General features: G+C 55.0%; 11 protein-coding genes. 4 read left to right on the top strand and 7 right to left on the bottom strand.

The window, feature by feature from the left end:
• Positions 1-17 precede the first annotated feature (17 nt).
• Positions 18-1,184 carry a methionine aminotransferase gene (locus tag LQK91_RS04850; RefSeq protein ID WP_105099283.1) on the bottom strand — a complete coding sequence of 389 codons (1,167 nt, stop codon included), beginning with the start codon at positions 1,182-1,184 and terminating at the stop codon, positions 18-20.
• A 125-nt stretch (positions 1,185-1,309) separates the two neighbouring features.
• Here LQK91_RS04850 and LQK91_RS04845 point away from each other — a divergent pair, with 125 nt between their 5' ends.
• Positions 1,310-2,191 (top strand): LysR family transcriptional regulator, encoded by an 882-nt coding sequence (locus LQK91_RS04845; protein ID WP_105099151.1) that lies wholly within the window; start codon positions 1,310-1,312, stop codon positions 2,189-2,191.
• Here the strand turns inward: LQK91_RS04845 and LQK91_RS04840 are convergent.
• From LQK91_RS04840 to LQK91_RS04825, 4 genes are all read right to left on the bottom strand, one after another.
• A complete protein-coding gene (locus LQK91_RS04840; protein WP_105099150.1) occupies positions 2,149-3,813 on the bottom strand; it encodes a methyl-accepting chemotaxis protein in 1,665 nt (554 codons plus the stop codon). The genes LQK91_RS04845 and LQK91_RS04840 overlap by 43 nt on opposite strands.
• Before the next feature lie 217 nt (positions 3,814-4,030).
• On the bottom strand, positions 4,031-5,551 hold the full coding sequence (locus LQK91_RS04835) for a carboxylesterase/lipase family protein (RefSeq protein WP_078804432.1): 1,521 nt from the start codon (positions 5,549-5,551) through the stop codon (positions 4,031-4,033).
• A 429-nt stretch (positions 5,552-5,980) separates the two neighbouring features.
• Complete coding sequence (gene hglS / locus LQK91_RS04830; protein WP_039660191.1) at positions 5,981-7,324, bottom strand: 2-oxoadipate dioxygenase/decarboxylase HglS; 1,344 nt, start codon at positions 7,322-7,324, stop codon at positions 5,981-5,983.
• 67 nt (positions 7,325-7,391) lie between these two features.
• Positions 7,392-8,726: an MFS transporter gene (locus tag LQK91_RS04825; RefSeq protein ID WP_105099149.1), complete on the bottom strand. Its 1,335-nt coding sequence runs from the start codon at positions 8,724-8,726 to the stop codon at positions 7,392-7,394.
• A 320-nt stretch (positions 8,727-9,046) separates the two neighbouring features.
• Between LQK91_RS04825 and LQK91_RS04820 the strand changes: the two genes are divergently transcribed.
• Complete coding sequence (locus LQK91_RS04820) at positions 9,047-9,967, top strand: LysR substrate-binding domain-containing protein (protein WP_003853723.1); 921 nt, start codon at positions 9,047-9,049, stop codon at positions 9,965-9,967.
• On the opposite strand, the gene smrA is transcribed toward LQK91_RS04820, so the two are convergent.
• Positions 9,964-10,530, bottom strand: a complete 567-nt coding sequence (smrA, locus tag LQK91_RS04815) for a DNA endonuclease SmrA (protein ID WP_003853725.1) — start codon at positions 10,528-10,530, stop codon at positions 9,964-9,966. The two genes, LQK91_RS04820 and smrA, sit on opposite strands and share 4 nt — an antisense overlap.
• Before the next feature lie 316 nt (positions 10,531-10,846).
• On the opposite strand from smrA, the gene LQK91_RS04810 reads away from it, so the two are divergent.
• Both LQK91_RS04810 and uspE read left to right on the top strand, forming a co-directional pair.
• Positions 10,847-11,599 carry an FNR family transcription factor gene (locus LQK91_RS04810; RefSeq protein ID WP_003853727.1) on the top strand — a complete coding sequence of 251 codons (753 nt, stop codon included), beginning with the start codon at positions 10,847-10,849 and terminating at the stop codon, positions 11,597-11,599.
• Positions 11,600-11,716: 117 nt separating this feature from the next.
• Entirely contained in the window at positions 11,717-12,673 is a 957-nt protein-coding gene (gene uspE / locus LQK91_RS04805; protein WP_003853729.1) for a universal stress protein UspE, read from the top strand.
• A gap of 48 nt (positions 12,674-12,721) precedes the next feature.
• Here the strand turns inward: uspE and pntB are convergent, their stop codons facing one another.
• Entirely contained in the window at positions 12,722-14,110 is a 1,389-nt protein-coding gene (gene pntB, locus LQK91_RS04800; RefSeq protein WP_105099148.1) for a Re/Si-specific NAD(P)(+) transhydrogenase subunit beta, read from the bottom strand.
• Between the last annotated feature and the right edge of the window lie 2 nt (positions 14,111-14,112).

Raw genomic sequence — 14,112 nt, 5'->3', positions numbered from 1 at the left:
TCACGCGGTGGCGTGATTCAGTGAGAAAAAGCAGATAGCGCCGCTGCGCCAGCCTCTAGTGTCGCCTCGTCTTTCGCAAATGAGAGACGAATCAGTTTGTTGTCTGTGCCATCCATATAAAACGCCGACAGCGGTATGGTGGCCACACCGTGATCGACGATGAGACGTTTTACCATTTCACTGTCCGGCTCGTCACTGAAATGTCCATAGCTGGCGAGCATAAAGAACGAACCGGCACTCGGCAGCAGCTGGAACGGCGAATTTTGCATCAGGGTGATCAGGCGATCGCGCTTCTGCTCATAGAAGGCGCTGAGCGACAGGTAGTTCTCCGGCCGCTGCAGGTAGTGTGCGAAACCCACCTGCATCGGCGTGTCGGCGGCGTACATCATAAACTGATGCACTTTCACCAGTTCGGTCATCAACGCTGCCGGCGCCAGGCAGTAGCCCACCCGCCAGCCCGTGACGTGGAAGGTTTTACCAAACGAGGAGACGATGACGCTGCGCGCCGCCAGTTCCGGGTGCGTTGCCATGCCACAATGAGAGTGACCATCAAACACAATATGCTCATAGACTTCATCGGAGAGCACCACGATATCGGTATTGCGAATCAATGCCGCCAGCTGATTAAGGTCATCAGGCGTCAGTACCTGCGCGCTGGGGTTGTGCGGTGTATTAATGATGATCATGCGGGTACGCGGTGTGATCGCCGCCCGCAGCGCATCCCAGTCGATGGCAAATGACGGCACCTGCAACTTCAGGCCTATCGGCGTACCGCCCTGCAACCGCACCACCGGAGCATAGCTGTCAAATGCCGGTTCAAAGAAGATTACTTCATCGCCCTGATGCACCAGCGCGGTAATCGCCATATAAAGCCCCTGGCTGGCGCTGCCGGTGATCAGCACTTCACGGGCAGGATCATATTTCTGGCCATAGAGCGCCTCCACTTTACTGGCGAGCGCCTCGCGCAAGGCCGGCAGGCCCATCATGGCGGCATACTGATTATGACCCTCCAGCATCGCGCGACTGACAGAGTCGACCAGCACCGGATCGCAGGGGAAGTTGGGCGCACCCTGCGACAGGTTGATCGCCTGATGCTGCGCCGAGAGCTGGCCAATCACGCTGAAAATAGTGGTGCCGACGTCCGGCAATTTTGAGTGGATAGCGACAGGCGTTTTCAGGGACATAGTCTCTCCGTCAGGGGCATAACCGATCAGATGCGGTAAAACGCTATTCAACGGGCTGCCACTTGAGTCGGCAAGCGAAATGTCGTCATAATAGCCATGAAAAAAATGCATAGCTGAGGTTCAGTGTGTCACGCTTATCGCTGCCGCTTAATGCCATTCACACCTTTCTGGTGACCGCCCGTCATCTCAATCTGACCCATGCAGCCCGTGAGCTGTGTCTGACTCAGGGTGCCGTCAGTCGCAAGATCGCCGCACTGGAGCAGTGGCTGGGTGTCACACTGTTTGATCGCCACGCGCGCGGCCTGCGGCTCACGCCACAGGGCGCCGCGCTGCTACCCGAATTGCAGCAGGGTTTTGAACTGATGCTTAAGGCCAGCGAAAAGGTCCGCCGCAGTCAGGTCAGCATTCGCCTGAAAGCGCCGACCTGTGCGATGCGCTGGTTGGTCCCCAGGCTGATGGCGCTGGAACAACAGCGCCCTGAACTGCATGTGGCCCTGACGACAACGCTGGATCATGCTACGCAGCTTGAAAATTTTGATGCCGCGATTGTCTATGGCAAGCCGCATCCCGAAGGCGTCTGCCTGTTCTGTGAGTCACTGACACCGGTAATGGCAGCGAATCAGCCCTGCCCGGACTCTCCGGCGGCGCTGACTGCAATGACCTTTTTGCATCCCACCGCAGACACCCGTGACTGGCAGTGCTGGCTGAAAGCGCAGCAGGTCACACTCAGCATGAAGCGAAACCAGCATTTTGCCACGATGGATTTAGCGATCAGTGCAGCGATTCAGGGATTTGGCGTGGCGATTGCCGACAGCAATCTGGTGGAGAGTGATATCGCCAGCGGCAGGCTGATTAAGCCGTTCGCTGGCGAGGTTAAAACGGGCGCCGTTTACAGTCTACTGCAACGGCCTGCGCAGGATGCGCCACCGTTCCTGGCGGAACTGGTGGCGTGGCTTAGCCGGGATCAGAAGGTGACCCAGTCGCCATTATCAGCAGGTTTGTCCTGAGGCGCACTTAGCACCGGGGCTTTTGGCGCAGCCGGTTTATTGCCGGTGACAGGTGCGCTCTTGCGTTCACTGGAAAGACGGAACTTCGACACAGAGGCCTGCAGCGCTTCTGTCTGCAGCGCCAGCGCGCTTGCGGCGGCGGAAACCTCTTCAACCAGTGAGGCGTTTTGCTGCGTGACACTGTCCATTTCTGTGACTGCTGTTCCCACCTGAGAAATGCCTTTGCTCTGCTCTTCTGAGGCGGAGGCGATCTGTTTCATAATCGCATCCACATCCTGTACCGATTTCAGAATATTATTCATGGTGCCGCCGGTGGTGCTCACCAGCTCGGCGCCTTTACCCACACGCTGAACGGACTCTTCAATCAGAGTCGCGATCTCTTTGGCCGCATTGGCACTGCGCTGGGCAAGGTTACGTACTTCAGACGCCACTACAGCAAAACCCCGACCCTGTTCACCGGCACGAGCCGCTTCAACGGCGGCGTTCAGCGCCAGAATATTGGTCTGGAAAGCGATACCGTTAATCACGTTGGTGATCTCAGCAATTTTCTTCGAACTGCCTGAAATGCCATCCATGGTGCTGACCACTTCGCTGACCAGCTGGCCGCCTCGCTGTGCCGTCGTGGTGGCGGTTTCAGCCAGCAGGCTGGCCTGACGGGCGTTATCAGCGTTGAATTTCACCGTAGCAGTCAACTGCTCCATGCTGGCTGCAGTCTGCTCCAGCGCAGCGGCCTGCTCTTCAGTGCGTGATGAGAGATCATTGTTACCTGCAGAAATTTCTGCCGCCCCACGCGAGATATTCTCAGTACCGCTGCGAATGGCGCTAACCGCTTCACGCAGGCTATCCTGCATGGCGCTCAGCAGCGGAACCAGTTTACCCACACAGTTGCGACCGAATTCATTGACCGGCTGGCTGAGGTCACCCGTGGCAATCACGGCGAAATGGGTGCGAATGCTTTCCAGCGGACGAACCAGCATCGTTACCAGATAGCGGTCGGTAAACAGCAGAATAAACAGACCAATGATGACCGTGATGGTAATTATTGTTTTCGTCGTCGCGGTGAGGTGATCAACTTCAACGCGGGTGGTATCCAGCTTTTGAGCTGCACCCTGACTGAATTTCTCTGCGCTGACGCCAAACGCGCGGCTTAATGCCGGAGTGACGTTGTTCGCCTGCTGGCGATAAGCATCAGGTGTTGGCTGACGCGCCAGCTGAAATTGTGGCGTTACGCCTTCATCCAGCAGCTTCTGCCAGCTCTGAATCACACCATCCACGACTTCCGGGTTCATCGGACCGGGGGCGAGCTGTTTGAAGCGTGCCAGTTGCTGGGTCATACCATCCAGCGCCTGTTGCACCGGCGCGTACGATTCGTCGGTCAGGGTTTTACCTGCCGCTTTGCTTTCCATCACACGGGACAAGCGCGTGACAACACGAAAATATTGATCGTTTCCTTTGCTCAGCACCGTCATTTGCTCAACCAGATGACGGTCAACCTCGTTGCCTTCGCTGAGCGCGCCAAGAGAGTGGATGCTATACAGCCCGACGCCGGTCCACAGTAAGCAAAACAGCCCCAGAATCGTGAGCATCACTGCGCGAATGGTAAAATTTTTGAGCATTCCCATACCAAAATCCTATACACGTTGACCCGCAAGCGTCGGGCATAGGAGGTTTATCGGCACAGGAAGGTGAAAATGTAACTGTTTTGTTACCTATTATTTTACAGCGTCAAATAGGATTTAACGCTGTAAAATTCTTAAATTTTAATACCTTACAGTTAATTAAGCAGATTAATTTCATTTGAAAAATTTAATGATTAGCAGGCTAATCTTAATGGCACACCTACAGCCTGACCAGATGCGTCATTAATAATCTGAAGAGACGCATTCGGGCGCGCATAAAGTTTCGCTTCAGAACCAATCCGCTTTTATGCTCCTGACCAAGTGACATTGTCACATCCTGCCCCGGATGCCAGGCGGGCCAGGCGACCTCGCCTTCAAGCTGGTGCTTATATTCTGTGGCATCCCGGGCGAAGGTAAACCAGTAGTCACTGACCTGCTCAGCAAAGGCCCGATCGCTATCACTGAACGGACGATTTTCATTGGGATCGGGCATCTGGCTCAGCGTATTCAGCACATAGGGCACTTCATTGCCGTGCCAGGTGCCGTGTGGATAGAGATCGTGCGCATGCTCTGAAACATAATCAAACCAGTAGCGCCAGCCCGGCATGCCAGCATTGTGCTGCGCCCGCATCACCAGCCATGGCACCAGCGTGAAAGCCATATCGCGTGCCACGGCGCGTCCCAGTAGATGATCGTCATGGATGTCATACATCCATTTAAGCGTACGGTAAGTGAGTCGATTTTTGTCGCGTAACTGCTGCAGCACTGCAGTAGCATCAACACCAAAATATTCCAGAACGCTGGCTTCATCGCTGTTACTGCCGGCCATCAGCGGCAGACGGTGCTGTTTTGCCGCCATAAAGGTTTTCAACATGGGCTCAGGCAATACGGCGTCACCGGCAATGGGTACCGGCGGAATCGCCAGTGGGCCGTCCAGCGACCAGAAGGCGTCAGCGGGCAGTGCGCGCAACGCCTCTGCGCTGACATCGGCTGGCAGTCCAAAATGGCGGGCTACAGCGACGCCCTGCTGACGCGCTTTTTTCAGCGGCGTGTCCGGCAGGCTATAGGCGCTCTGTACGATGCCTTTGTGAAACAGCCCTTCGGCCAGTGGTGAACAGCAGAGTGACAGCACACTGCGCGCACCAGAGGATTCACCGAAAAGCGTCACATTGCGGCGGTCGCCGCCGAATGCAGGAATGTTGCGCTGCACCCACTGCAGTGCGGCAATCTGGTCAAGCAGACCAAAGTTGTTTACCGTGCCCGCGGCAGGATACTCAGCGTCCAGGGCCGGGTGTGAGAAGAAGCCGAGATGACCCAGCCGGTAGTTAAGGGTGACCACCACTGCGCCCCGGGACGCCAGCGGTTTGCCGCTGTACGGTGCCAGGCCGCCCGCACCAATGGTGTAGCCTCCTCCGTGCAACCACACCATCACCGGCAGCGGCGTTGACGGTTCGACATCGGGTGTCCAGACATTCAGGTAGAGACAATCTTCACTAAACTCACCGGGATCGCCGCCGCCCACAGCCTGGCAATACGTGCGATTTTGCCAGGCAGATGACCCGAACGCCGTGGCATCGCGCACATGCTGCCACGGTATCACTGGCTGAGGCGGGCGCCAGCGTAGTGCGCCCTGCGGTGCCGCCGCATAAGGTATGCCTTTAAATACGAAAAGGTCATCATCCATGCCTCCACGTAACTCTCCCTCAGCAGTCATGATCCTCAGACCCGTTTCGTTTTTCATTCCTGTTTCCCTGTCTAAACGTTCCTCCATTATTTGCAGGCACGCCAGTATTGTCCAGGTACGGAGGGGATTTGCAGAATATGCCGAAGCGAGAGATGCAGGGGTTAACATGCCCATCAACAGGTTCAGAGCGTCAGTGATGACCAGGGATTAACGTTGTTTACGTTTCGCCAGCACGTGAATGCGTTGTCAGCGCCGACGATATCCACATTTCTCACGCGTCCCACGCGTTTTTACTGCAAATAATTAGTCAGTTTTCTAACACATCAGGATACTCACGCCGCTAAATTTTCGCTGGATGGTGAAGCGTCTTTTTTTCCAGGTGAACTGAACAGTCCTGATCGATTACCTTCCATCAGGACCATCCGCTTAACAGGGCTGTGGTGAAGAGAGCAACGCGGGCAACGAAGACGTTGCCCGTAGACACTGTCAGGCCTCGCGCAGGCCGCACTGCGCCAGTGAGCGCTGCTGGCGCTCTTCATATAACGCCATTTCATCCAGCACAGGGGTACCCAATGCGGCTTCAAACGCTTGCCGGCTCGCCTGTCCCGCCGAACGAACCTGCGCCCGATCGCCAAGGTTAGACTGAAAAATGCCTGCTGCGCTCACGGGAAGAAAATCCTCATAGGTGATGGGGTCAGCCAGTACACGCCCTTCTTTGATAAGGGTCTCCAGCGATTCCCCCTGGGCAGGCGGCGTAGCAATACCCTTTTCGCTCAGGCGATAATGAAACCACGCCAGTCCCTGCTGGCGCAGCGTGGTTTCGTCGTCAGGGAAATCGCGGAAAATCGTCGACAGATGTTGCTGGTGTTGCTGATTATCCTGACCGCTGCCCGCCTCGCTCAGTAATCGATCGTAGAGTGCGCGTCCTGCGGGCGTCAGCGCTGCCCCGCGCTGCTCAATTTCTCCGAAGCGCGCCGTATGCGTTCCCTGATGACCTTCTTTAAAGATGATCGGCTCTTCCAGCGCTTTAAAGCTGGTTTGACGTAACAGGATGGGGACCTGACGACGAGGCGGCCCCTCGATCAGGGTTTTCGGATCGATACCGCGCGACGGCATCAGTTGCTGGACACGGTCGATATCCAGCGTGCGCGGCGTAAGATGGTTGATGTGACAACCGGGAAAGCAGACTACATCCGCAATCAGCCGGTGCTGCTGGTTCAGCGCCTGATAGGTCTGGCTGTCTACACTGCTGTGAGCATGCCAGCGGAAGGTTTCCAGCGCTTCAGTCACAAATTCACCGGCCTGCTCCTCCGTTAATCCGCCCTGCTGCTGATGCAGTTGCAGCAACGCCCGGCAACGGGGAGTGAAAATGTTGCGCGCAGAGAGAATCTCCGCCGCTTTTTCGCGCAGCGCCGCATCGTCGATCAGTTCAGGGCGTAACAGCGAGGTAAAGACCCGGAAGGGGTTGCGCCGCAGTGCCGCATCGGTTACTGGCCGGAACGCGGTGGAGTGCACCGGCACCCCTGCCTGAGAGAGATCGTAATAGCCAACCGGATGCATTCCCATCACTGCAAACACCTGTCGCAGTGTGGCGAGTTCGTCTGCGGTGCCGACACGGATCGCGCCATGACGTTCAACATTAAGTCGGCCGATTTCATCAGCAGCCGTGAGGCGATCTTTCAGCGCACTATCCGCTTCCAGTACGCGTTCATTAACGGTAGCGACCAACTGCATCAGCGTGCCATATTGCGGCACTTCCTGCTGATACATGGCTGACATTGCCTGAGAGAAACGGGTGCGGATGAGGTCCGCACTGATAAAGTTGTCCATCTTATCCACCTGACACCATGATCGTTGCTGCTAATGTAATGCAACGCGCTGGCGCCAGTGGAAAAAATCACGAATCTGTGATCGGCTTAAAGCCATAGCGGTTTTTTAACAGCAGCATCAGGGTAGTGATCACAGCCGGTATTGCCAGCAGCAGAAAGATAACGCTGAAAGACCAGCCGAGTGACATCATCTCTGCACCGACGAAAGCGCTTAAAATCGCACCAATGCGGCCCACACCATGCATCCAGCTGGAGCCAGTGGCGCGTGCGTGCGTGGGATAGTAGCTGGCGGATAAGGCATTCATGCCGGTGTTAGCGCCGTTGAAACAGAAGCCACTGCAAAAAGCGATTGCGCTCATCATGCCCACTTCGGCTGGCGAAAAGCCAAGGGCCACGATAAACAGCCCGCCACAGCCGTAAATCGCTGCCAGCGCCAGATTGGCATTAAAGCGATCCATCATCCAGCCTGCAAACAACGATCCCAGCGTCCCGCCAGCCTGATACATCGCGGTGATAATCGCCGCTTCGGTGACAGACATGCCCAGCGTGTTGACCAGTGATGGCAGCCAGCTGCCAATCAGGTAGACCATGAACAGTCCCATAAAATAGCCACCCCACAGCATCGTGCTGCCAAACAGATAGCGGCGTGACAGGACGGTGCCGATCGCGCCACCCGCCGGCACCCTGACTTCCGGCGCGTGAAACGCACAGTCTGGTCGGGTTTTGCCCGGCATCATCCGATCAAGGATGGCGTGAATGCGGGCAGCCGGTGCACCACGACTGATGAGAAATCGCACGGATTCCGGCAGGCCACGAATCAGTAATGGCAGCACCAGCAGCGGCAGCATGCCGCCCAGTAGCAGCACAGAGTGCCAGTTATAGCGCGGGAGCAGCCATGAAGCGGCAAATCCCCCGCTGGCCGCGCCAAAGGTGAAGCCGCAGAACACAACGGTGATAAGAAACGCCCGCCGCCGTTCAGGCGCATACTCCGCCACCAGCGTACCGACGTTGGGCATTGCGGCACCCAGGCCCAGCCCGGTCAGGAAGCGGAACAGCATCATCTGTTCAATATTTTGTGACAGCGCGGTTGCCAGCGTCCAGAGACCAAAAAAGAAAACGCTTAAGATAATCATCATGCGACGGCCATAGCGGTCAGCCAGCGGCCCCGCCACCATCGCACCCAGCGCCAGACCGATTAAGGCGGCGCTGATGACAACGCCGAGCTGATGATTTGTCACACCCCACGCGGCTTTAAGCGTCGGCGCAATAAAACCCATAATCGCAATGTCCATGCCATCGAGTGCTACCACGATAAAGCAGAGAGCAATGAGCCGCTTTTGCCAGGGGCTCAGCTGATGCTGGTTGATAAGCTGGCGGACATCTACCGCCTCGATGCTGGTCAATGAACACTCCCTGAGTAAAGAAATCTGGCATCAGTTTAAGTAAAAAAAACGGCGTTTATGATAGCTGATCGTTAACCTTAAGCGGTCAGATTTTTGTTTGATAGTGAGAATCATTCATATTCATGCAATTAAGTCGTTGATTTCTCTTTAACCAGAGAATGAACGTGTCACAACCGTTTTGAGATTAATGCTTTAAAATCATGGCGTTAAACAGAAAAACGGTTATTCCCGTGCTTTTGTTAAAAAAAATTTGCAGCAAAGTTAACAGAATTCATTATTAACAGTTGCCTCACGCCCTTCATTCTCATTAAGTTTAGGATATGGAAAAAAATATCCTTTTCAATCAGCGCATTCGCTTGCGCCACTTACACACCTTTGTTGCGGTTGCGCAGCAAGGTACGCTGGGCCGGGCGGCTGAGACGCTTAGCCTGAGTCAGCCTGCCCTGTCTAAAACCCTGAATGAGCTGGAGGAACTGACCGGCGTTCGTCTGTTTGAACGTGGCCGTCTGGGCGCGCAACTGACCACCATGGGGGAACAATTTCTGACACATGCCGTGCGTGTGCTCGACGCGCTCAATCATGCCGGTCAAAGTTTTAATGAGCAGCCAGGCGATGCGCCGGTGATTATCCGGCTGGGTGCGCTGACCACCGCCGCAATGGGGATGCTGCCACGCATTCTTGATCGTTTTCATCAGTTACAACCCAATACCACTATCCAGGTGGCAACGCTGCACAACAATGTGCTGCTGGCAGGATTACGCGGCGGTGAGTTTGATATCGGCATTGGACGGATGGCGGACAGCGACATGATGACCGGTCTGACCTATGAGCTGCTTTTTCTGGAGTCGCTTAAGCTGGTGGTAAGGCCGGAACACCCGCTTCTAAGTGACAACGTCACGCTGTCACGGGCAATGCAGTGGCCGGTGGTGATTTCGCCCGAAGGCACTGCACCGCGCCGGATTGCACAACAGATGCTGGATGAACAGGGGTGTACGTTGCCACCTCACTGTATTGAGACCTCATCGACCTCACTGGCACGCCAGCTGGCTCTCCGCTACGACTATATCTGGTTCGTTCCTTCCGGCGCGATTAAAGAGGATCTCAGCCACAACGCGGTCTGTGCGCTGCCGATCAACTCATCCGGCCCGGGCGAGCCAGTGGGCATCATTACGCGCACCGGCGCAGAGCTCAGCCTCAGTGCCGAAGTGCTGATGTCCACCATTCGTAAATTTCACAGCTAGCGGCTTCGTTTCGCATGCCGCTCGCGGTTTTCAAGGCGCGCTTTATCGGTTTTACGTAAACCCACGTAGAGCGCACCGCCTCCGCCATGGCGGGTCTGTGCCACGCAAAAAGTCTGTACGTCGTCAAACTGCTGTAACCAGCGAGCGAGATAGCTTCGTACGATATTGGCATGTGACTCGTTATCACGTCCTTTGCCGTGAATGATCAGCAAATTTCGTAATCCCTGTTTGTGTGCCTGCATCATAAAATTGAACAGCGCCTGACGGCAGGTTTCCACCGGTTGCCGTAACAGGTTGAGACTGGCATCCAGCTTGTATTCACCCCGACGCAGTTTATCCAGAATACCCTGCTGGATGCCGTCGGCTTTATATTCCAGCTGCGTATTAAGTGGGATAATCTCCAGGTCACCCCGGGTCAGGAAATTCTCCAGCTCAGATTCGCCCGGCGGTTTGCGTGGTGCTTTGGTTGAAGGGGCTTTCAGCCACAGGGTCGTAGTGGTGTCTTTCAATGGCGTGACATCGCCCATGGCATCCCGAAAAAGATCGTTATCATCAAGGTTCATGGTTTTCTCACACCGGGTTAAATTGATCGAATGTGTCAGACAGGCTTTAACAGTTAGCGTAGCAAAACCTGGAATTACCGGACCACCCGCCTTTTCCCACCCTAACGGGCCGTAGAGAATCGTGCAACAGATCACATAAGCGGAAAGTTATCGTGACAGTAGTCTCTTCCCGCATACTTAAATGCCCGTAACATCGGCCTTTGACGCCGTATATATCCTCCATAATGTTTGTGGGTGTAAAACTGCTCGGATGAGTTCCCTTCAGCACAAAAAATGTTAAAATTGACCCCAGTCACTTATCGTCGAGCAAACCATTATGATCCCTGAAAAACGCAGCATACGTCGTATTCAGTCGGGCGGTTGTGCCATTCACTGCCAGGATTGCAGCATCAGTCAGCTCTGCATCCCCTTCACGTTAAATGAACATGAGCTGGATCAGCTCGACAATATCATTGAGCGTAAAAAACCGATTCAGAAAGGGCAAACGCTTTTTAAAGCGGGAGACGAACTCAGGTCTCTGTATGCCATTCGTTCCGGCAGTATTAAAAGCTATACCATTACCGAACAGGGTGATGAGCAAATTACCGGTTTCCATCTGGCGGGTGATTTAGTTGGCTTTGATGCCATTTTAAATGCCAGCCATCCCAGCTTTGCGCAGGCGCTGGAAACGGCCATGGTGTGTGAAATTCCTTTTGAAACGCTGGATGACCTGTCAGGTAAAATGCCGGCACTGCGTCAGCAGATGATGCGTTTAATGAGCGGTGAGATTAAAGGCGACCAGGATATGATTCTGCTGTTGTCGAAGAAAAATGCTGAGGAGCGACTGGCGGCGTTTATCTGGAACCTCTCACGCCGTTTCGGCCAGCGCGGCTTTTCACAGCGTGAATTTCGCCTCACCATGACGCGCGGTGACATTGGTAATTACCTGGGCCTGACGGTTGAAACCATCAGTCGCCTGCTGGGCCGTTTTCAGAAGTCTGGTATGCTGGCGGTAAAAGGCAAATACATCACGATTGAAAACCACGCCTTGCTGGAAGAGTTAGCGGGCCAGAGTCACCAGGCCGCCTGATTAATAGCCGGATCAATAAATCTTATTTTATTGATCCGGCAATAACTTTTTCACTTCTTCCGCTGTACAACATAGGCTATCTTTACTCCAGTCGCTCTGGTTTAAGGAGAACGCCTCATGTCCCAGTACCAAAATATTCTGGTCGCCATTGATGCCCAGCAAGACGATCAGCCCGCGCTGCGACGTGCGGTCTATCTGAATCAACGTATCGGCGGAAGAATTAAAGCCTTCCTGCCTATCTATGATTTTTCATATGAAATGACCACCCTGCTTTCGCCGGATGAGCGCGCGTCTATGCGCCAGGGTGTCATCAGCCAGCGTACCGAATGGATCCGCGAGCAGGCCCGCGCTTATCTTGATGCCGGTGTCGACATTGATATCAAAGTGATCTGGCATAACCGCCCCTTTGAGGCCATCATTCAGGAAGTGCTTGCTCATCAGCATGATCTGGTGCTGAAAATGGCGCATCAGCATGACCGCCTGGAGTCCGTCATTTTCACCCCGACCGACTGGCATCTGCTGCGTAAATGCCCGTGCCCGGTCTGGATGGTCAAAGATCAGCCGTGGCCGGAAGGCGGTAAAGCCATTGTCGCCGTCAATCTTGCCAGCGAAGAGCCGCATCACGATGGCCTGAATCAGAAGCTGATTCGTGAAACGATGAAGCTGGCGGAAAAGGTGAATCAGACCGAAGTCCACCTTGTCGGTGCCTACCCGATTACCCCAATCAATATTGCTATCGAACTGCCCGATTTTGATCCCAGCGTCTACAACGATGCTATCCGGGGTCAGCATCTGGTGGCCATGAAAGCGCTGCGCCAGAAATTCTCAATTGGTGAAGAGTTCACCCACGTGGCTAAAGGCTTGCCGGAAGAGGTTATCCCCGATCTGGCCGCGCATCTCGGTGCCGGTGTGGTCGTGCTGGGCACCATCGGAAGGACCGGACTATCAGCGGCGTTCCTGGGCAATACGGCCGAACAGGTGATCGATCATCTGCGTTGCGATTTGCTGGCGCTTAAGCCTGACGATTTCAAGTCGCCGATTGATCTGGATGATGAAGAGGACGAGGAGGATTAACGCCTCCTCGTAAAGAAAATGGGCGGCTGATTTGCCGCCCTTTTTTTATTACAGCGCTTTGAGAATTGCTTCCACGCTGGCTTTGGCATCGCCAAACAGCATCTGACTGTTCTCCTTAAAGAACAGCGGATTCTGAACCCCGGCATAGCCTGTGTTCATTGAACGTTTGAACACCACCACGTTGTGCGCCTTCCACACTTCCAGCACCGGCATTCCCGCAATCGGGCTGCGGGGATCATCCTGCGCTGCCGGGTTGACGGTATCGTTAGCACCAATCACCAGCACCGTGTCGGTGTCGCTGAAGTCATCGTTGATTTCGTCCATCTCCAGCACCACGTCATAAGGCACTTTGGCCTCAGCCAGCAGCACGTTCATGTGTCCCGGCAAACGCCCCGCGACCGGATGAATGCCGAAGCGCACTTTGATGCCAAGCGCGCGCAGACGTGCCGTGATTTCCGCTACCGGATACTGCGCCTGCGCCACGGCCATGCCGTAGCCCGGGGTAATAATCACCGAGCGGGAGGCTTTAAGCATCTCTGCGGTCTCTTCAGCGGTAATTTCACGATGCTCTCCCGCTTCCTGCGTTTCGTCACCACTACTGACTTCAGTACCGAATCCACCCGCGATCACGCTGATGAACGAACGGTTCATCGCTTTACACATGATATAGGAGAGAATCGCACCGGACGAACCCACCAGTGCACCGGTCACAATCAGCAGATCGTTGCTGAGCATGAAACCGGCGGCGGCGGCGGCCCAGCCTGAATAGGAGTTCAGCATCGATACCACGACCGGCATATCGGCACCGCCAATCGACGCGACCAGATGCCAGCCAAACGCCAGTGCAATCACCGTCATCAGCAGCAACGCAAAGACCTGCGCAGCGCTGCTGCTGGTGTTAACAAACCACAGCAGCAACAGGAACGAGACCAGCAGCGCCAGCAGATTGAGCTTGTGACGATGCGGTAACGCCAGCGGTTTTGAGGAGATTTTGCCGCACAGCTTGCCAAACGCCACCAGCGAGCCGGTGAAGGTGACGGCACCGATAAAAATACCGATAAACACTTCACTGAGATGGATATTTTCCATCACTGCTGGCAGGCCAGGTGCATGGTCGATATAGCTGTTTATGCCGACCAGTACCGCGGCCAGGCCAACAAAGCTGTGCAGAATCGCGACCAGTTCCGGCATTTCGGTCATTTCGACTTTCTTTGCCATGCGGATACCAATAGCGCCGCCAATCACCATCGCCAGCAGGATCCAGACCACGTTACCGCTGTCCGGACCAAAAATGGTGGCGACCAGCGCAATCGCCATGCCGCTGATGCCAAAAATATTACCCCGCTTAGACGTCTCGTGACGCGAGAGACCGGCAAGGCTACAGATGAAGAGAATTGCAGCAACAATATAGGCTGCAGTGACTAATCCGCCAGACATGT

The organism is Pantoea sp. MHSD4, assembly GCF_021043305.1.
Classification (GTDB): Bacteria; Pseudomonadota; Gammaproteobacteria; order Enterobacterales; family Enterobacteriaceae; genus Pantoea; species Pantoea eucalypti.
The sequence above is the reverse complement of the archived record's forward strand: the minus strand, read 5'-3'. Positions and strand labels throughout refer to the sequence as shown.